17 protein-coding genes are annotated in these 18,425 nt (G+C 44.5%); 15 read left to right on the top strand and 2 right to left on the bottom strand.

Annotated elements, in window-relative coordinates; genetic code table 11:
* Nucleotides 1-305: 305 nt before the first annotated feature.
* Nucleotides 306-3,377 carry a ribonuclease E gene (gene rne / locus UF05_RS09930; protein WP_045545727.1) on the bottom strand — a complete coding sequence of 1,024 codons (3,072 nt, stop codon included), beginning with the start codon at nt 3,375-3,377 and terminating at the stop codon, nt 306-308.
* Nucleotides 3,378-4,016: 639 nt separating this feature from the next.
* Between rne and rluC the strand changes: the two genes are divergently transcribed.
* Nucleotides 4,017-4,964 carry a 23S rRNA pseudouridine(955/2504/2580) synthase RluC gene (rluC, locus tag UF05_RS09935; RefSeq protein WP_005461586.1) on the top strand — a complete coding sequence of 316 codons (948 nt, stop codon included), beginning with the start codon at nt 4,017-4,019 and terminating at the stop codon, nt 4,962-4,964.
* A gap of 151 nt (nt 4,965-5,115) precedes the next feature.
* Here the strand turns inward: rluC and UF05_RS09940 are convergent, their stop codons facing one another.
* A complete protein-coding gene (locus UF05_RS09940; RefSeq protein WP_015297036.1) occupies nt 5,116-5,697 on the bottom strand; it encodes a Maf family protein in 582 nt (193 codons plus the stop codon).
* Nucleotides 5,698-5,846: 149 nt separating this feature from the next.
* On the opposite strand from UF05_RS09940, the gene yceD reads away from it, so the two are divergent.
* The 14 genes from yceD to ptsG all read left to right on the top strand — a co-directional run bounded on the left by yceD (nt 5,847) and on the right by ptsG (nt 18,374).
* Complete coding sequence (gene yceD / locus UF05_RS09945) at nt 5,847-6,371, top strand: 23S rRNA accumulation protein YceD (RefSeq protein ID WP_005461584.1); 525 nt, start codon at nt 5,847-5,849, stop codon at nt 6,369-6,371.
* 59 nt (nt 6,372-6,430) lie between these two features.
* Nucleotides 6,431-6,601, top strand: a complete 171-nt coding sequence (gene rpmF, locus UF05_RS09950; protein ID WP_005396978.1) for a 50S ribosomal protein L32 — start codon at nt 6,431-6,433, stop codon at nt 6,599-6,601.
* Nucleotides 6,602-6,611: 10 nt separating this feature from the next.
* Nucleotides 6,612-7,637 (top strand): phosphate acyltransferase PlsX, encoded by a 1,026-nt coding sequence (plsX, locus tag UF05_RS09955; RefSeq protein ID WP_005490633.1) that lies wholly within the window; start codon nt 6,612-6,614, stop codon nt 7,635-7,637.
* Between the two features lie 5 nt (nt 7,638-7,642).
* Nucleotides 7,643-8,593 carry a beta-ketoacyl-ACP synthase III gene (locus UF05_RS09960; protein ID WP_005490641.1) on the top strand — a complete coding sequence of 317 codons (951 nt, stop codon included), beginning with the start codon at nt 7,643-7,645 and terminating at the stop codon, nt 8,591-8,593.
* Nucleotides 8,594-8,669: 76 nt separating this feature from the next.
* A complete protein-coding gene (gene fabD, locus UF05_RS09965) occupies nt 8,670-9,593 on the top strand; it encodes an ACP S-malonyltransferase (RefSeq protein ID WP_015297035.1) in 924 nt (307 codons plus the stop codon).
* 34 nt (nt 9,594-9,627) lie between these two features.
* The gene (gene fabG / locus UF05_RS09970; protein ID WP_005494558.1) at nt 9,628-10,362 is read left to right on the top strand and encodes a 3-oxoacyl-ACP reductase FabG; all 735 of its coding nucleotides are present in this window, start codon (nt 9,628-9,630) and stop codon (nt 10,360-10,362) included.
* A 245-nt stretch (nt 10,363-10,607) separates the two neighbouring features.
* Entirely contained in the window at nt 10,608-10,841 is a 234-nt protein-coding gene (gene acpP, locus UF05_RS09975; RefSeq protein ID WP_004406112.1) for an acyl carrier protein, read from the top strand.
* A gap of 93 nt (nt 10,842-10,934) precedes the next feature.
* Nucleotides 10,935-12,185, top strand: a complete 1,251-nt coding sequence (fabF, locus tag UF05_RS09980) for a beta-ketoacyl-ACP synthase II (protein ID WP_005482767.1) — start codon at nt 10,935-10,937, stop codon at nt 12,183-12,185.
* Between the two features lie 107 nt (nt 12,186-12,292).
* Nucleotides 12,293-13,111, top strand: a complete 819-nt coding sequence (gene pabC, locus UF05_RS09985; protein WP_021453551.1) for an aminodeoxychorismate lyase — start codon at nt 12,293-12,295, stop codon at nt 13,109-13,111.
* Complete coding sequence (gene mltG, locus UF05_RS09990) at nt 13,108-14,124, top strand: endolytic transglycosylase MltG (RefSeq protein WP_045545728.1); 1,017 nt, start codon at nt 13,108-13,110, stop codon at nt 14,122-14,124. The genes pabC and mltG overlap by 4 nt, the downstream gene beginning before the upstream one ends.
* Nucleotides 14,121-14,753 carry a dTMP kinase gene (gene tmk, locus UF05_RS09995; protein WP_005490472.1) on the top strand — a complete coding sequence of 211 codons (633 nt, stop codon included), beginning with the start codon at nt 14,121-14,123 and terminating at the stop codon, nt 14,751-14,753. The genes mltG and tmk overlap by 4 nt, the downstream gene beginning before the upstream one ends.
* 24 nt (nt 14,754-14,777) lie before the next feature.
* A complete protein-coding gene (locus UF05_RS10000) occupies nt 14,778-15,740 on the top strand; it encodes a DNA polymerase III subunit delta' (RefSeq protein ID WP_025536892.1) in 963 nt (320 codons plus the stop codon).
* Complete coding sequence (locus UF05_RS10005; RefSeq protein ID WP_021823170.1) at nt 15,731-16,498, top strand: TatD family hydrolase; 768 nt, start codon at nt 15,731-15,733, stop codon at nt 16,496-16,498. Before UF05_RS10000 ends, UF05_RS10005 begins: the two co-directional genes overlap by 10 nt.
* Nucleotides 16,499-16,943: 445 nt before the next feature.
* Nucleotides 16,944-18,374: a PTS glucose transporter subunit IIBC gene (gene ptsG / locus UF05_RS10010; protein WP_005453963.1), complete on the top strand. Its 1,431-nt coding sequence runs from the start codon at nt 16,944-16,946 to the stop codon at nt 18,372-18,374.
* The last annotated feature ends 51 nt before the right edge of the window (nt 18,375-18,425 follow it).

The following is an 18,425-nucleotide window of genomic DNA, read 5'->3' on the forward strand; positions in this document are numbered from 1 at the left end:
AGATGAGTTTATCCCGACACATATTCGTATTTGCATTAACCACTAAGTGATGAAAATACATTCAAGGTACTTAGTGTAAACCGTAGTAATAAAAGAGCAGCAGTAGAATGGTGTCGAAAACTTGAGTTGGCGAATGCTACCGAAAAGTGTGATTAAGTTCAAGAATGATACGGATAATGAACCACAAATGTGATCCGTCGTTGATATTAATATGACCAATTACGCTAGACCGAGAACAAACAAAAAAGGCCACCTTTCGGTGGCCTTTTGATTCTAGCTTTCAGGCTATCGCAATGTATTCAAACTTAGTTGAAGTTTGGCTTTGTCATTGCTGCAGAGGCGCGGTTTGTTGCCACTTGGCTACCAGCACCTTTAGCTTGGTAGCGTTCAGCTTTAAACGGCGCTGCGGCTACTTCGATTTCACGTAGTTCTTGAGGACCAGGTGCTTTTGTCATTGGTGCGCTAGCTCGTGGCTTAGCAACAACGTTGATAACTTCAGCTTTCATCTCTGGCGCTGCTACTGGAGTTTCAACGGCAACTTCTGTTGCTGCTTCTTCCACAGTTTCTGCAACGACTGGCTCTTGAACCGGAGCTTCTTCAACAACTGTGTCTGTTGTTACTTCCGCAATAGGTGCTTCAGCCACTTCAACGATCGGCTCAACAGGAGCTTGATCAACCGCTACTGGTTCTGCCTTTTCAGGCGCTACAGCTTCAACAATCGGTGATTCAGCTTTAGCTTCTACTGTTTCTTGAACTTTAGGTTCAACAACAGGTGCTTCAGCTACCGCTGGTTGCTCACGACGGATGATGACTTTACCCATTGCCATTTCAGGGCAAGCAAAACCACCTTGCATAGCAGGTACAGTTGCAATTGCTACAACCGCTTCTTCCTGAACTCGCTCTTCCTTCTTAGGCGCTGGTTTTGGAATGTAACGTGGCATCACTTTACCCATTGCCATCTCAGGAGATGCTACACCGCCTTTGCGCAGACGGAATGGGTTAGGACGACGATCACGACCACGACGACGACGTTGACCACTTGCTCGTAGGTGACGAGGAGAACGACGGTTACGACGTTGTTTCGATTCACCTTGCTTGTTGTCTTGCTGTGCGTCTGCTGCTGTATCAACGGCTTGATCTACTTGAGACTCAACAGGTTCAATTGCTTTTACTGCTGTTTCTTCTACTTGCTCATCGGCAAGTTGATCTTTAACACGAACAGATTTGTTCAGTTTGCGACGTTGACGGCGCTCTTTGACTTTCTCTGTTTTCGCGTTTGCTTTCGCTTTATTCTCTTCAGGCTTCACTTCTGAGCGAGCTTCAGCCGCAAGTTGCAAGCCTTTTTCCGCTACTTTCGCGTTTGCTTTCGGCTCTTGAGCTTTTTCAGCTTGTTGAGGTTTTGGCTTACGCTTCTGGCTACGGTTTGGTTGCTGTTTGTTTGCAGGCTGTTGAGCTTCGTTTTGCTCATTTGCTTGCTCTTCACGAGGCTTACGGCGACGACGGTTATCACGGTTTTCACGACCTTCGCGGTTATCGCGTTGGTTGCTACGACGACGGTCGTTGCGATCGCGTTTGTTGCGCTTGTTGTCGCGGTTTGATTTCTTCTCTTCTTGTTTTGGTTCTTCTTTTACTTCTTCAGAACCACCAAATAGGAAGCTACCTAGTGCTTTAAACAAACGGCTGAATAGGCCAGGTTTTGCTTCTTGCTCTACTTCTTTCTTCTTCGCTACCGGCGCAGGTTTAGAAACAGGAGCTGGAGCGGTTTGAGCTGGCGCTGCAAAGCCCTTAAGAACTGGCTCTTCGATTCGCTTAGGTTTGATGTCTGTTTCAGAAGGTTCTTTACCTTCTGCTTCTTTCATTGCTTCCAACTTCTTAGGAAGTAGGTAAGAAATTAAATCAAACTCTTCACCTTCGCGTACGCGAATTACTTCAAAGTGCGGTGTTTCCATGTCTGAGTTAGGAACAACCGTAATTTTCACTTCTTGAATTCGTTCGATATGGTTAACCGAGCGACGTTTTTCGTTCAATAGGTAAGATGCGATTGGCACTGGTACTACAGCCAATACTTGAGCTGTGTTGTCTTTTAGTGCTTCTTCTTCAATCAAACGAAGAACAGAAAGTGCTAGAGATTCGTTGTCACGAACAACCCCTGTGCCGCTACAGCGAGGACAGATGTGGTGGCTTGCTTCTGCAAGAGAAGGGCTCAATCGTTGACGAGACATCTCTAGAAGACCAAAGCGTGAGATACGACCGATTTGTACGCGAGCACGGTCTAACCGAACTGCTTCACGTAGGCGGTTTTCTACTTCACGTTGGTGGCGTACTGGTGTCATATCGATAAAGTCGATAACCACTAGACCACCTAGGTCGCGTAGACGCAATTGACGAGCGATCTCGTCTGCTGCTTCTAGGTTGGTATTAAGTGCTGTTTCCTCGATATCACCACCCTTAGTTGCACGAGCAGAGTTGATATCGATAGACGTCAGAGCTTCCGTTGGGTCGATTACGATAGAACCACCAGATGGTAGGCGCACTTCACGTTGGAAAGCCGATTCAATTTGGCTCTCGATTTGGTAGTGGCTAAACAGCGGCACTTCGCCTTCGTACTTCTTAACGCGGTTGATGAAATCTGGGCGAACCAATTGAATGTGCTCTTTCGCACGTTCATAAATGGTGTTGCTGTCGATAAGAATTTCACCAATATCACGACGCAAATAGTCACGAATTGCACGAACGATAACGTTACTTTCTTGGTGGATTAAGAATGGGGCAGGGTTAGAGTCTGCCGCGCCCTTAATCGCGCTCCAATGGTTCAGCAGTACGTTCAAGTCCCACTCAAGTTCTTCTGCGCTCTTACCAACGCCAGCAGTACGAACAATCAGACCCATGCCTTGAGGCAGTTCTAGAGTGCTTAATGCTGCTTTTAGTTGAGTACGCTCATCACCTTCGATACGGCGAGAAATACCGCCTGCACGAGGGTTGTTTGGCATAAGAACAAGGTAGCTACCCGCAAGAGAAATAAACGTGGTTAGAGCTGCGCCCTTGCTACCACGTTCTTCTTTTTCTACTTGTACGATTACTTCTTGGCCCTCAGTCAGCACTTCTTTAATGCTTGGACGGCCTTGGTAGGTATAACCTTCAGGGAAGTATTCGCGGGCAATTTCTTTTAGAGGGAGGAAACCGTGACGCTCAGCACCGTAATCAACAAATGCGGCTTCTAAGCTTGGTTCGATACGTGTGATACGTCCTTTGTAGATATTCGCTTTTTTAGATTCATGTCCTGGACTCTCGATATCAAGATCGAAAAGTCGCTGGCCATCAACCAGAGCGACACGCAACTCTTCTTTTTGAGTTGCGTTAATTAACATTCTTTTCATTGAAAATTCTCGTTGTCTTTTCTTTTATATCTTTCTTGTCGACTTGCCACGTTTTTTTCGCTGTTTCACGGTGCCTGATCCCATGGCTAATATTTTGCAGCCTCCCGGCTGGAAGGGGATGCTCTGGGGCACTTCAGTCATCACAAATCTATTTTGGTTTCTGTTAGAAACGTAGACTTGTAACCCGCTATTTGGGCGGTAGGTACTCAACGTGAATATGCGAGGAGTAGGGTGGCAAGAGTGTTGAATCCAATGTGTCTTACGCCAATGCAGCACCTGAGCTTCAACCTTCTACTCACATTGCTTGAGGACAAATGATTGGTAGTGAATAAAATATAACCAAACCTTCCTTAGCAGCTGTGAACTATAGCAGTGCGCGTGGATATCAGCAATCTGCTTTAGCGCAAACGATGGAAAATTTGCCGCTAAACTCAAACTTTCCAATTTATAACTGGCTGTTAAATAAGCGATTGAATCACGTAAACTTCCAAAGACAGAAAACAAAACCCGAACAAGGGAAAGGGTTTTAATAATCTAAACAAAAGGTTGGCGTATTTCGGAGCAGATTCTCGCAACAAGTGTTTCTTTTGCAGCAAGAATAATGTGAAGTCACGCGGATTTACGTTTACAATAGCGCGCATGAGCGAGATAAGAACACAAGTCCAGTTCGTTGATATCGACGAAGACATGGCGGGTCAACGCATTGATAACTTCTTGCGTAACCAATTAAAAGACATTCCAAAGAGCATGATTTATCGAATCGTGCGTAAGGGTGAAGTGCGCGTGAACAAAAAGCGCATCAAAGCCGAATATAAACTAAAAGCTGGCGACCTAGTCCGAATTCCACCTGTAACGGTTGAGAAAAAGGAAGAGGATGTCGCACCAAGCACGAAACTTAATAAGGTTGCTGAACTAGAACATATGATCATTTATGAAGATGATCATATGCTGATTCTGAACAAACCGTCTGGTACAGCAGTACATGGTGGTAGTGGCTTGAAGTTTGGTGCAATTGAAGCATTAAGGGCATTGCGTCCACAGGCACGCTTCCTCGAATTGGTTCACCGTATTGACAGAGATACCTCAGGTATTTTACTGGTTGCTAAAAAGCGCTCGGCGCTTCGCCATTTGCAAGCGCAGTTCCGTGAGAAAACGGTGAAGAAGTTTTACTTCGCCTTAGTGATGGGGCAATGGAAAAGCAGCTGTAAAGTTGTGAACGCACCTCTACTTAAAAATGAAGTGAACAGTATTGTACGAGTGAACCCAAACGGTAAGCCATCGGAAACGCGTTTCAAAATTCTTGAGAAATTTGAGCAAGCGACGTTGATTCAAGCCAGCCCAATTACGGGGCGTACTCACCAAATTCGTGTGCATACTCAGTACACCGGACATCCTATCGCATGGGATGATCGTTACGGAGATAGACGTTTTGATGCCTATACTGGTCAACTTGGATTGGACCGTTTGTTTTTGCATGCCGCGAACATTAAGTTTCAACATCCGTCTAATGATGAATGGATGGAAATTAATGCTCCGATGGAATCCAAACTAGAGAAAGTGCTTGTTGGATTAAGAAAGGCAAACTGAACGCATTTACTATAAAAAAAAGGGAGCTTTAGCTCCCTTTTTGCATTCCACTTATATATTAGGTTTCAAATGATGAAATGATGAAATGATGAAATGATGAAATGATGAAATGATGAAATGATGAAATGATGAGTAGAGGCGTTGATTAAACTTACAAGATCTCGAAACCTTGCTTTTGCAGCATATCAATCAAATCAATCAAAGGCAGGCCAACGAGAGTGTTTGGATCTTTGCCGACTAACTTTTCGAACAAACAAATTCCCATCCCTTCGCTTTTGAAGCTGCCAGCACAGTAAAACGGTTCTTCTCTGTCGACGTAACGTTCAATTTGTTCACGGTTTAAGTTTCTAAAATGCACTTCAAAAGTGTCGTAGCCAACTTCAGTCAGATTCGTCACCGAGTTATAAACCGCCAGTCCGGTATAGAAAGTGATGGCTTTACCACTTTGAGCAAGTAATTGATTGATAGCATTTTCACGATTTAGAGGTTTGCCAACGATTTTTCCATCAATTACGCAAACTTGATCGCTGCCGATGACCAAACTTGGTTTTTTAATAGAGCAAGAGGTTGCTTTGTTTACGGCTAAGCGCTGCACTAGATCCAGAGGAGTTTCACTCTCATACGGCGTTTCATCGCAGTCAGGAGATAAACAAATGAACGGGACTGAAAGCTTTTCAAGCAGTTGTTGACGAAAAGGGGAGGTTGAGGCTAAAACCAGTTGGTAATTTTTCATTTTGAATTACAATTCACGCAAGCATTTCCAATAGGATAATCGATCAAAATTGATTATGGCTAATGCTCTGTATGTTAAGCGTAAAAAAGTACAACTTTTTTGCCTTTTTCTTTGACTAATTTTGATTTGGAAGATAATATTCGCGCCCTATGCAAAAGGTAAAAATACCGCGAACGGTTGATCCAGCAAAGTCCGCACAGAAACGATTAGATTACGATGGCATCATCCAAGCTAGTCTTTTCAAGCGCTTAGCGGAAGCAACTGAAGGCGTAAAACGCGACGCAGAAGTCTCATTGTCATTTGAGATAGATGAACAGCGACTTGTTGTTATCTCTGGTAAAGCTAACATCGAAGTCGAATTAGAGTGTCAGCGTTGTAATGAGGTATTCACACACGCGTGTGAAGTTGAATTCCTTTACACTCCTTACTACGGTGAGAAGACGGAAGAGGAAGCACCAGAAATTTATGATTTGGTAGATCTAAATGAGTACGGTGAATTAGACCTTATACAACTGGTTGAAGACGAGTTCATCTTAGCATTACCTCAAATTGCGATGCACGATGAAGCGGATTGTAGCGTTGATTCAAATAACATGGTTTTTGGTGAGCTTCCTGAAGAAATTGAGGAAAAGAAACCGAATCCATTCGACGTTTTGAAAAATCTGAAAAAGTAACTGGTGTGGTAGCCGCTTCTTCTTTAGGTTTTTAACCCAATAGTATAGGAGTAGGGTCAATGGCCGTACAGAAAAACCGTAAAACTCGTTCTAAGCGCGGTATGCGTCGTTCACACGATGCGCTAACTACAGCTGCACTATCTGTAGACGCGACTTCTGGTGAAACTCACCTACGCCACAACGTAACTGCTGAAGGTTACTACCGTGGTCAAAAGGTTATCAACAAGTAAGGTTGAACCTTTGCAAAGTATTACCGTTGCACTTGATGCAATGGGCGGGGATTTCGGTCCACGCGTAACAGTGCCTGCCGCCGTGCAGGCACTGTCTCATTTCCCAGAGCTAAAAGTGATTCTTATAGGTGATCAAAGCCTGATCACATCTCAATTATCTCAACTCGGTACCTCTACCAGTTCCCGCTTGACTATTCTTCATAGCGAGAAAGTTATCTCGAACTCAGAAAAACCGTCTTTAGCATTACGCAATAGCCAAAACAGTTCTATGCGTATGGCAATTGATCTGGTATCTGACCAAGAAGCGGATGCTTGTGTAAGTGGCGGCAATACTGGCGCATTAATGGCGCTGTCGCGATTTATCCTCAAGTTGCTTCCCGGTATAGAGCGGCCTGCTTTAGTTTCAGCTTTACCCACCATCAGTGGCAAACGTACTTGGATGTTAGATCTTGGTGCGAATGTGTCTTGTGACGCAGACAGTCTATTTCAGTTTGCCGTGATGGGCAGTGCATTAGCAGAAGAACACCTATGTCGTCCTCCTCGCGTTGCTGTACTTAATATTGGTGCAGAAGAAATTAAAGGGAACGATTTAGTTAAACGCTGTGCAGAAATGCTTTCTCAAACCGACGCTATCAATTTTGTTGGTTATATTGAAGGTAATCAAATTTTGCATGACGTAGCCGATGTCATCGTTTGTGATGGATTTGTTGGCAACGTATGCTTAAAAGCCAGCGAGGGAACAGCACAACTTTTTATCGAAAAACTAAAAACCAGCATGATGGCATCGACGATAAAGGGTTGGATTGCTAGAAAGTTGTTTTCTCGGCTATTTAATGAACTAAAAACACTGAACCCCGACCAGTATAACGGCGCAAGTTTGCTAGGATTGCGCGGCATTGTCATAAAAAGCCATGGAAGTGCGGATGTATCTGCGATTGTCAATGCACTTGGCGAGGCAGTACACGAGGTCAAACGACAAGTACCAAGCCGTATTAGCGATCGTTTGGAAGCGGTTTTACTCGAGAGGCATTATTAGTCTTCATGTATAGCAAAATTTTAGGTACTGGCAGCTACCTGCCATCTCAAGTGCGTACTAACGCAGACCTAGAGAAAATGGTAGATACAAGTGATGAGTGGATCGTAGCTCGTACTGGTATTAAAGAGCGTCGAATTGCAGCAGAAGACGAAACTGTTGCGGACATGGCATTCTACGCAGCTGAAAACGCTATCGATATGGCCGGCATTGATAAAAATGATATCGACCTAATTATCGTTGCTACCACGAGCAGTAGCCATACTTTCCCTTCATCTGCGTGTCAGGTGCAGGCAAAGCTTGGCATTAAAGGTTGTCCGGCTTTCGACTTAGCCGCTGCTTGTTCTGGTTTTGTGTACGCATTGTCTGTTGCGGATCAACATATCAAATCAGGTATGTGTAAAAACGTATTGGTGATTGGTGCAGATGCACTATCTAAAACGTGTGATCCAACTGACCGTTCAACGATCATTTTGTTTGGTGACGGTGCGGGTGCAGTTGTTGTTGGTGCAAGCCAAGAGCCTGGCATTATCTCTACGCATATCTACGCGGATGGCCAATTTGGTGATTTATTAAGTCTACCTGTACCAGAGCGTGGTAAAGATGTTGATAAATGGCTTCATATGGCTGGTAACGAAGTATTCAAAGTTGCGGTAACTCAACTGTCTAAACTCGTTAAAGATACGCTTGAAGCAAACGATATGCACAAGTCTGAGCTAGACTGGCTAGTGCCGCACCAAGCGAACTACCGTATTATTTCAGCGACGGCGAAAAAACTGTCAATGTCACTAGACCAAGTTGTTGTCACATTAGACAGGCACGGTAACACGTCGGCAGCGACAGTTCCGACGGCGCTTGATGAAGCGGTTCGTGATGGCCGTATTAAGCGTGGACAAACGTTGCTACTTGAAGCTTTCGGTGGCGGTTTCACATGGGGCTCTGCTCTGGTGAAATTCTAAGTTTCGCGAGAATTCAAAATTTAAGGTGCACTCACGTGCATCTTATTTCTTTTTACATTGCTTAAAGGAAAACAACATGAGCAAGTTTGCTATCGTATTTCCAGGTCAAGGTTCTCAAGCTGTAGGTATGCTTGCTGATCTAGGCGAACAATATGACGTAGTAAAACAAACATTTGCAGAAGCATCTGACGCACTAGGTTACGATCTATGGGCGCTTGTTCAAAATGGCCCTGCTGAAGATCTAAACCAAACTTTCCGTACTCAGCCTGCATTGCTTGCTTCTTCTGTCGCTATTTGGCGCGTATGGCAAGAGCTTGGTCTAGAACAACCAGCAAACCTAGCGGGTCACAGTCTCGGTGAATACTCAGCGCTTGTGTGCGCTGGCGTGATTGACTTTAAAGAAGCAATCAAATTGGTTGAACTACGTGGCAAGCTAATGCAAGAAGCGGTTCCTGCGGGTACTGGCGCAATGTATGCAATCATCGGTCTAGATGATGATGCGATTGCAAAGGCGTGTGAAGAAGCAGCGCAAGGCGATGTCGTTTCTCCAGTAAACTTCAATTCTCCTGGTCAAGTTGTTATCGCAGGTAGTAAAGATGCAGTAGAGCGCGCTGGCGCACTGTGTAAAGAAGCTGGCGCGAAACGTGCTCTTCCTCTTCCTGTGTCAGTGCCTTCACACTGCGCGTTAATGAAACCAGCAGCAGATAAACTAGCAGTAGCGCTAGAGTCTATCGAATTCAACACACCACAACTTCCAGTTATCAATAACGTTGATGTGGCAGCTGAAACTGACCCTGCAAAAATCAAAGACGCGCTTGTTCGTCAGCTATACAGCCCAGTTCGTTGGACTGAAAGCGTACAGCTAATGAGTGAACAAGGTGTAGAAAACCTTCTTGAACTTGGCCCGGGCAAAGTTCTGACAGGTCTAACAAAACGTATCGTGAAAACACTAAGTGCAGCAGCAGTTAACGATGTGGCGTCGTTAGAAGCCGCTAAATAATTCTTTCACGATAAGAAAAGGAAAACACAACATGATGAATCTAGAAGGTAAAATCGCTCTAGTGACTGGCGCAAGCCGTGGCATTGGTCGTGCGATTGCTGAGCTTCTTGTTGAACGCGGTGCTACCGTTATTGGTACCGCAACGTCTGAAGGCGGCGCGGCTGCGATCAGCGAATACCTAGGCGAAAATGGTAAAGGTTTAGCGCTTAACGTCACTGACGTTGAGTCTATTGAAGCAACACTAAAAACCATTAACGATGAGTTTGGTGCGATCGATATTCTAGTGAATAACGCAGGTATCACTCGCGATAACCTACTAATGCGCATGAAAGACGATGAGTGGAACGACATCATCAACACAAACCTAACGCCTATTTACCGCATGTCTAAAGCGGTTCTGCGTGGAATGATGAAAAAACGCGCGGGTCGTATCATTAACGTAGGTTCTGTTGTAGGTACTATGGGTAATGCGGGTCAAACTAACTACGCAGCAGCAAAAGCGGGCGTGATTGGTTTTACCAAATCAATGGCTCGTGAAGTGGCTTCTCGTGGCGTAACTGTTAACACAGTTGCTCCTGGTTTCATCGAAACTGACATGACTAAGGCGCTAAATGACGACCAACGTGCAGCAACGTTGGCGAACGTGCCAGCTGGTCGCTTGGGTGATCCTCGTGAAATTGCATCAGCAGTAGTTTTCCTAGCTTCACCTGAAGCCGCTTACATTACTGGTGAAACTTTGCATGTAAATGGTGGCATGTACATGGTTTAATGCACAGTTCGTGCAAATTTAGCTATTTTACATTGTGAAAAATAGCCTATAGTTGCAATTAACTGTCATGAACTTGTCATGCTTATGCGCAAGATTTGTGCATGATTTAAGTCAAAAATGTATTGAAATTCGGTTAAATTCGCTAATTTTGTGGTTTGACCAGCAAGGACCCCCTTGCAACTTTCAATAGTTCGAATAAACTACGGAATCATCGCATTAGGCGAAATCTGTAAAGGAAAAGAAAAATGAGCAACATCGAAGAACGCGTAAAGAAAATCATTGTTGAACAGCTAGGTGTAGACGAAGCAGAAGTTAAAAACGAAGCTTCTTTCGTTGATGATCTAGGTGCTGATTCTCTAGACACTGTAGAACTAGTTATGGCTCTAGAAGAGGAATTCGACACTGAGATTCCTGATGAAGAAGCTGAGAAGATCACTACTGTTCAAGCTGCAATCGACTACGTAAACAGCGCTCAGTAATTATCTCTCCCAGGCGGTCTCCTAGACCGCCTGTGTTCTTTCTAACTTCTTCTATCCTCTCATAGAAATATTCAATTCCCGGAGAATTATATCGTGTCCAAGCGTCGTGTAGTTGTCACTGGCATGGGTATGTTGTCACCGGTAGGCAACACAGTAGAATCATCTTGGAAAGCCCTGCTTGAAGGTAAAAGCGGTATCGTAAATATCGAACACTTCGATACTACGAACTTCTCAACTCGTTTTGCAGGTCTTGTTAAAGATTTCGATTGCACAGAGTACATGTCTAAAAAAGATGCTCGTAAAATGGATCTATTCATCCAGTACGGCATTGCAGCGGGTATCCAAGCGCTAGATGACTCTGGCTTACAAATTACCGAAGAAAACGCGCCTCGAGTTGGTGTTGCAATCGGCTCAGGTATTGGCGGCCTAGACCTCATTGAAACTGGTCACTCAGCACTGGTTGAGAAAGGTCCTCGCAAAGTTAGCCCATTTTTTGTTCCTTCGACCATCGTAAACATGGTTGCGGGTAACCTGTCTATCATGCGTGGTCTTCGTGGTCCAAACATCGCGATCTCTACTGCATGTACTACAGGTCTACATAACATTGGCCACGCTGCTCGTATGATTGCATACGGTGATGCAGACGCGATGGTTGCTGGTGGTGCAGAGAAAGCTTCTACGCCTCTTGGTATGGCTGGCTTCGGTGCTGCTAAAGCACTTTCTACTCGCAATGACGAACCTCAAAAGGCATCTCGCCCATGGGATAAAGGCCGTGACGGCTTCGTTCTAGGTGATGGTGCTGGCGTGATGGTTCTTGAAGAATACGAACATGCGAAAGCACGTGGCGCTAAGATTTACGCAGAGCTAGTTGGCTTTGGTATGTCTGGTGATGCTTACCACATGACTTCACCAAGTGAAGATGGTTCAGGTGGTGCGTTAGCAATGGAAGCAGCAATGCGTGATGCGAACATCACGGGTACTCAAGTAGGTTACGTGAATGCTCACGGTACATCTACTCCTGCTGGCGACGTTGCTGAAATCAAGGGTGTGAAACGTGCTCTTGGTGAAGAAGGCGCAAAACAAGTTCTTGTTTCTTCAACTAAGTCAATGACTGGTCACCTATTGGGTGCTGCTGGTTCAGTTGAAGCTATCATCACGATTATGTCTTTGGTTGACCAAATCGTTCCACCAACGATTAACCTTGATGATCCAGAAGAAGGTCTAGACATTGACCTTGTGCCACACACTGCGCGCAAAGTTGAAGGTATGGAATACGCAATCTGTAACTCGTTTGGCTTTGGTGGTACAAACGGTTCTTTGATCTTCAAAAAGTTCGCTGAGTAAAAATCTCTAATAAGGTTTTAAGACCGCGAAACTTGTATTCTAACGGCTCGATGCTTAGCATTGAGCCGTTTTCTTTTATTTGTCGTCTGTAACCTAAGGGTGTTCTAATGTTTTGGGTAAATGGAGTTCCACAAACACAGGTTTCATTAGGTGACCGCTCTTTTCAATATGGAGACGGTTGCTTTACTACTATCCAGACTAAAAACGGCGAGCTAGAGTATTGGCAAGCGCATGTTGAACGTTTGGAAGCATGTCTCAAAACACTTCATATTCCTTTACCTGACTGGAGTATAGTTTCCGAGTGGGCTCACTTGGCTACCCTGAAAGATGAACACGCTGGAATCAAAATTCACATTAGCCGCGGAATCGGTGGAAGAGGGTATGGCACTAAGGGCATTGAGGGCCCAATGGTGACCATCTCGAACTTTGCATTTCCTGTCCATTATGTCGACTGGCAACAAAATGGGGTGAATCTGGGGGTATGCGAAACCCGTCTCGGAATTCAGCCTTTGCTGGCAGGGCATAAACACAACAATCGCTTAGAACAAGTGCTTGCGAAAGCTGAAATTGATCACTCTAACTTTGCCGATGCAGTGACGTTAAATGTGCAAAATCATGTCATTGAAACTACAATGGCAAACCTTTTTTGGGTTAAAGATAACAAGGTTTATACGCCTAGCTTAAATTTGTCTGGCGTCGCAGGCGTGATGCGTCGCAAGGTGCTTGAATTTTTTGAGGCCAATAATACCGAAGTTGAAGTAGGGGACTTTTCTCTGATGGAACTGCTTTCTGCGGATGAAGTATGGATGTGCAACTCACTACTAGGTGTTGCACCTGTCACGAGCATTACAGCCTCCAATAACCACAAAACTGTCTTTCCGATAGGAAAACTGACTCAACGACTGCAAGGGAATTTAAATACGTGATTAAAAAACTGTTGGCTTTTGTTGTGCTGATCGCTGTGATAAGCGCAGCAGGGTTTTTTTACGTTGTTTCACAAACAAAGCAATACGTTAACTCGCCAATTTTAATTGAGCAACCTCAACTGTTCACTGTCGAAAACGGCACAAGCTTTCATCGTGTAATGCGCGATTTGGTGAAAGAGAACATCGTAAAAGCGTCTGATTACAATCGCTTAATGCCCCATCTTTACCCAGAGCTTCTTCAAGTGCGAGCCGGCACTTACCAACTAGAGCCAAATGTATCGCTTTACGAGGCGTTAGAGCTACTCAATACAGGCAAAGAACATCAATTTGCCATCACGTTTGTTGAAGGTAGTCGTTTTTCTGAGTGGTTAGAGCAACTTCAAAGCGCACCGTATGTTCAACACGACCTTTCAGGGCTGTCAGAAAAAGAGATGGCACAGAAGCTTGGTATTGAACGTGATAAGCTTGAAGGCTTGTTTTTGGCTGAAACGTACCACTACACCGCTGGTGCGAGCGAAAGTCAGTTGCTAAAGCGTGCACATTCCAAGTTAAATAAAATACTGGATGCGAACTGGAACGCTCGTCAGGAGAAGCTGCCTCTCAAAGACAAGTATGAAGCGCTGATCCTTGCCTCGATTATCGAAAAAGAAACGGCGATTGATTCAGAACGCGAACGTGTTGCTTCTGTGTTTGTTAACCGTTTGAATAAACGTATGCGACTTCAAACGGATCCGACCGTTATCTACGGAATGGGGGATGCTTACGATGGTAACATCCGTAAGAAAGACCTACGCACCCCAACACCATACAATACCTACGTTATTAATGGTTTGCCGCCGACACCTATTGCAATGGCCGGAGAAGCCTCTATTGAAGCTGCACTAAACCCAGAAAGCAGTGATTACTTATATTTTGTAGCAAGTGGGACGGGCGGACACGTTTTCTCGAAATCACTTGCTGAGCACAATCGTGCTGTTCGAGCCTATTTAAGAGAACTAAGAAAGAATAAATGATGAAAGCAAACTTTATTGTCGTAGAGGGCCTTGAAGGCGCAGGGAAAAGCACCGCGATTAAAACGGTTTTGGACACGCTCAAACAAGCGGGAATCGAAAACATCGTTAACACGCGTGAACCTGGTGGGACACCTCTTGCCGAGAAAATGCGCGCTTTAGTCAAGGAAGAGCATGAAGGCGAAGAGTTGAAAGACATGACAGAGTTGCTTCTGTTGTACGCCGCGCGTGTTCAACTGGTTGAGAATGTGATTAAGCCAGCGCTTGCAAACGGACAATGGGTTGTTGGCGATCGCCATGACTTGTCATCACAAGCTTACCAAGGTGGTGGCCGTCAAATTGATGCGTCACTCATGAAAAACCTTCGTGACACCACGTTGGGTGACTTTAAGCCCGCATTTACACTTTATATGGACATCGACCCTCGTATCGGTCTTGAGCGTGCTCGTGGTCGTGGCGAGCTAGACCGTATTGAAAAGATGGATATCAGCTTCTTTGAGCGCACTCGTGAGCGTTACTTGGAAATCGCTAATGCTGATCCGTCAATTGTTGTGATCAATGCAGAACAATCGATTGAAGAAGTGTCTCGTGATATTCAAGACGCCTTGAACGAATGGTTGTCTCGCCAGTAAGTAAAAAGCGAATATAGGTTACGCATGTTTAATGATTTTCCTTGGTTAAAGCCAGCATGGGAGAACCTCAAATCTGGGTTGGATTCAGATCGAATCCCTGGAGCTTTATTGCTGCAAAGTGATAAAGGTTTGGCAGTAGAAAAGCTTGTTGAGTTTTTTAGTCATGCACTTCTTTGTCAAAACTACAGCAGTGAAGCTTGCGGTTTTTGCCATAGCTGTCAACTGACGAAATCTCAAAGCCATCCAGATTTGCACTGGATTAGGCCAGAGAAAGAAGGCAAGGCGATTACGGTTGACCAAATTCGCGCTTGCAATCGTCTAGCTCATGAATCTTCTCAGTTGAATGGTTACCGTTTGTTTGTGATTGAGCCAGCCGATGCGATGAATGAATCCGCTTCTAATGCGCTATTAAAAACGCTGGAAGAACCGGGCGAAAAATGTTTGTTTTTGCTGGTCACTCATAATCAAGAAAGATTGCTACCGACGATTCGTAGCCGATGCCAGCATTGGGTTGTGACGCCGCCTTCAACCGATCAAGCTATGCAGTGGATTGGGGAGCAAGGCTTGTCTCAAGTACCGGCTTTCGCGTTGAAACTGAATATGGGTTCTCCATTAAAAACGCTTGAGTCGTTGAAAAATGGTGAGCTAGAGGAGTATTCGGCTTTCGAACGTTGTTTGGTTGAAACACTGTTATCTCCGACGTCTGATGTCTCCAAATGTGCATCGTTAATGGCAAAAAATCCAGACCAAGCGCTGGATTGGGCATGGTTGTTATTGACGGATGCTCAGAAGTCGCAGTTTGGTGTTGTAGACGAAGGCATACTGCCTGGTGCCGAGAAATTTAAGCCCCATCATTACGATGGGTTGTATGCATCAACAAAGAAACTCATGGAGCTCAAAGCGCAAATGCAAACCTTTCCGGGTTTGAACCTTGAGCTACTATCAATGAACTGGTTAATTGAATCACGAGAGGCATTATGTTCGTAGATTCGCACTGTCATTTAGACAAATTGAATTACGATGATCTTCATATCAATATTGAAGACGTTATTAACAAAGCAAAGCAAGCTAACGTAAAAGAGCTGCTATCTGTAGGTGTTACGTTAGACTCATTTCCTAATATGTTGGAGATGATCGAACCTTACGAGAATGTGTACGCTTCTTGTGGTGTTCACCCATTGGATGTTGAGAGTGCGTTTTCCATGGAGACGTTGCGTCGCCATGCTAGCCACGAAAGAGTCGTTGCTATTGGCGAAACTGGATTGGACTACCATTACAAACCAGAAACAGCGGTACTTCAAAAAGAGCGTTTTGAACAGCAGGTTGAGTTGGCGGTTGAACTGAACAAGCCGCTTATTATTCACACCCGCAATGCGCGTGAAGATACATTGGACATTTTACGTAATGGTGGCGCGGAGAAATGTGGTGGTGTCATTCATTGTTTTACTGAAGATCTTCCCTTTGCCGAAGCTGCTATGGATTTGGGTTTTTATATCTCGATTTCAGGTATCGTGACTTTTCGTCAAGCAACCGAGTTGAAAGAAGTGGTGAAAGCGTTGCCATTAGAGCGACTGCTGATTGAGACCGACTCACCATACTTGGCTCCAATTCCTCATCGAGGAAAAGAGAACCAACCGGCTTATGTTGTCGAGGTTGCCGCGTATATTGCGCAACTTAAGTCATGTGCACTGTCTGAGGTTGCGCATAAAACCACCGAAAACTTCCGAAATCTTTTTTTGCGATAAAAAATGACATCCGGTATTAAAAAGGAGCGAAAGCTCCTTTTTTTGTTTACAAATACGTCAGATGTACTCTTCATTTTAATGTTTACGAAAAATGTTGATTCAATAACATTCAAATTTCACAAATGTAATTTTGTTACTAAAAATAACATTGTTCTGTATTTTATTTACGCCTTAAAATTAATAATATAAATAATATTATCTTTATAAAACAGTAATATAAGTTAAATGCAAACCTTTTCATTGACCGTTTTTGGGTGTGATCTAAGACTTGTTTTGAAACTAAATTTCGTAACTGTGTGGAAAGTTTGAGGGTCATCAATATATATTTAGAGCCGGAAAATATAATGCAGTTGTGGTTACATTTTCATTGGGTGCTAACCTTTAGGCTACGGGGGTGTGCCGTTAGTGCCCAAATAATACTTATAAATTTATCAGGAGCATAAACATGTTTAAGAACCTTTTTGCTAACCTGCAAAAAGTTGGTAAGGCGCTGATGCTTCCAGTATCAGTTTTACCAGTTGCAGGTATTTTACTAGGTGTTGGTGCTGCCCACCTAAGCTTTATTCCAGAGATCGTTTCTAACCTTATGGAACAAGCTGGTGGTTCAGTATTCGGCCAAATGGCACTTCTATTCGCTGTAGGTGTTGCACTAGGCTTCACAAACAACGATGGTGTAGCTGGTCTAGCTGCTATTGTTGGTTACGGCATCATGACAGCAACACTAGGTGTTATGGCTGGCGTAATGGGCGTTGAAAAAATCGATACAGGTGTACTAGGTGGTATCCTTGTCGGTGGTGTTGCTGCTTGGGCATTCAACCGTTTCTTCAAAATTCAACTTCCAGAATACCTTGGCTTCTTTGCAGGTAAGCGTGCAGTGCCAATCATCACTGGTTTTGCAGCGATCATCCTTGGTGTAATTCTTTCTGTAATTTGGCCACCAATCGGCGGTGCAATCTCTGCATTCTCTGACTGGGCTGCGCACCAAAACCCACAACTAGCATTCGGTATCTACGGTGTTGTTGAGCGTTCACTAATCCCATTCGGTCTACACCACGTTTGGAACGTACCTTTCTTCTTCGAAGCTGGTACTTGTGTTAACGCAGCAGGCGAAACTCAACACGGCGTTCTAACTTGTTACCTAGTTGCTGATGAAGCATCTCGTGCTGCTGGTAATGGCTTCGGTCAGCTAGCGGGTGGTTACATGTTCAAGATGTTCGGTCTACCAGCTGCAGCAATCGCAATTGCTCACTGTGCTAAACCTGAAAACCGCGCGAAAGTAATGGGTATCATGGCGTCAGCTGCTCTGACTTCATTCCTAACAGGTATTACTGAGCCAATCGAATTCTCATTCCTATTCGTTGCTCCTGTTCTATACGGTATCCACGCTCTACTAGCTGGTTCTGCATACATCGTTGCTAACACTCTAGGCTTTGTACACGGTACATCTTTCTCTCACGGTCTGATCGACTTCCTAGTTCTATCTGGTAACGCTCAGAAGATGGGTCTGATGATCGCTGTTGGTCTAGTTTACGCAGTAATCTACTACGTAGTGTTCCGTGCAGTAATCACAGCTCTTGACCTAAAAACTCCTGGTCGTGAAGATGAAACTGAAGAAGCTGCGGCGACTTCTAGTTCAGACATGGCAGGTGAGCTTGTTGCAGCATTCGGCGGCAAAGCAAACATCACTGGTCTAGACGCATGTATCACTCGTCTACGTGTTGCTGTTGCAGATACTGCTGCGGTTGACCAAGACAAACTAAAACAACTTGGCGCTGCTGGTGTTGTAGTTGTTGCAGGTGGTGTTCAGGCTATCTTCGGTACTAAGTCTGACAACCTAAAAACTGAAATGGATGAGTGGATTCGTAACCACGGTTAATCCCCAACATTCATTGTTTTGAAAGGAGGCTAAGGCCTCCTTTTTTGTATT

The sequence above is a fragment of the Vibrio sp. S457-15 genome (assembly GCF_000960545.1).
GTDB lineage: Bacteria > Pseudomonadota > Gammaproteobacteria > Enterobacterales > Vibrionaceae > Vibrio > Vibrio parahaemolyticus.

Bases quoted from the DNA above. Each gene is read 5' to 3' on its own strand.
- rne (WP_045545727.1), bottom strand. From the start codon at position 3,377: ATGAAAAGAATGTTAATTAACGCAACTCAAAAAGAAGAGTTGCGTGTC.
- rluC (WP_005461586.1), top strand. From the start codon at position 4,017: ATGAGCGAGATAAGAACACAAGTCCAGTTCGTTGATATCGACGAAGAC.
- UF05_RS09940 (WP_015297036.1), bottom strand. From the start codon at position 5,697: ATGAAAAATTACCAACTGGTTTTAGCCTCAACCTCCCCTTTTCGTCAA.
- yceD (WP_005461584.1), top strand. From the start codon at position 5,847: ATGCAAAAGGTAAAAATACCGCGAACGGTTGATCCAGCAAAGTCCGCA.
- rpmF (WP_005396978.1), top strand. From the start codon at position 6,431: ATGGCCGTACAGAAAAACCGTAAAACTCGTTCTAAGCGCGGTATGCGT.
- UF05_RS09960 (WP_005490641.1), top strand. From the start codon at position 7,643: ATGTATAGCAAAATTTTAGGTACTGGCAGCTACCTGCCATCTCAAGTG.
- fabD (WP_015297035.1), top strand. From the start codon at position 8,670: ATGAGCAAGTTTGCTATCGTATTTCCAGGTCAAGGTTCTCAAGCTGTA.
- fabG (WP_005494558.1), top strand. From the start codon at position 9,628: ATGAATCTAGAAGGTAAAATCGCTCTAGTGACTGGCGCAAGCCGTGGC.
- acpP (WP_004406112.1), top strand. From the start codon at position 10,608: ATGAGCAACATCGAAGAACGCGTAAAGAAAATCATTGTTGAACAGCTA.
- pabC (WP_021453551.1), top strand. From the start codon at position 12,293: ATGTTTTGGGTAAATGGAGTTCCACAAACACAGGTTTCATTAGGTGAC.
- tmk (WP_005490472.1), top strand. From the start codon at position 14,121: ATGATGAAAGCAAACTTTATTGTCGTAGAGGGCCTTGAAGGCGCAGGG.
- UF05_RS10000 (WP_025536892.1), top strand. From the start codon at position 14,778: ATGTTTAATGATTTTCCTTGGTTAAAGCCAGCATGGGAGAACCTCAAA.
- UF05_RS10005 (WP_021823170.1), top strand. From the start codon at position 15,731: ATGTTCGTAGATTCGCACTGTCATTTAGACAAATTGAATTACGATGAT.
- ptsG (WP_005453963.1), top strand. From the start codon at position 16,944: ATGTTTAAGAACCTTTTTGCTAACCTGCAAAAAGTTGGTAAGGCGCTG.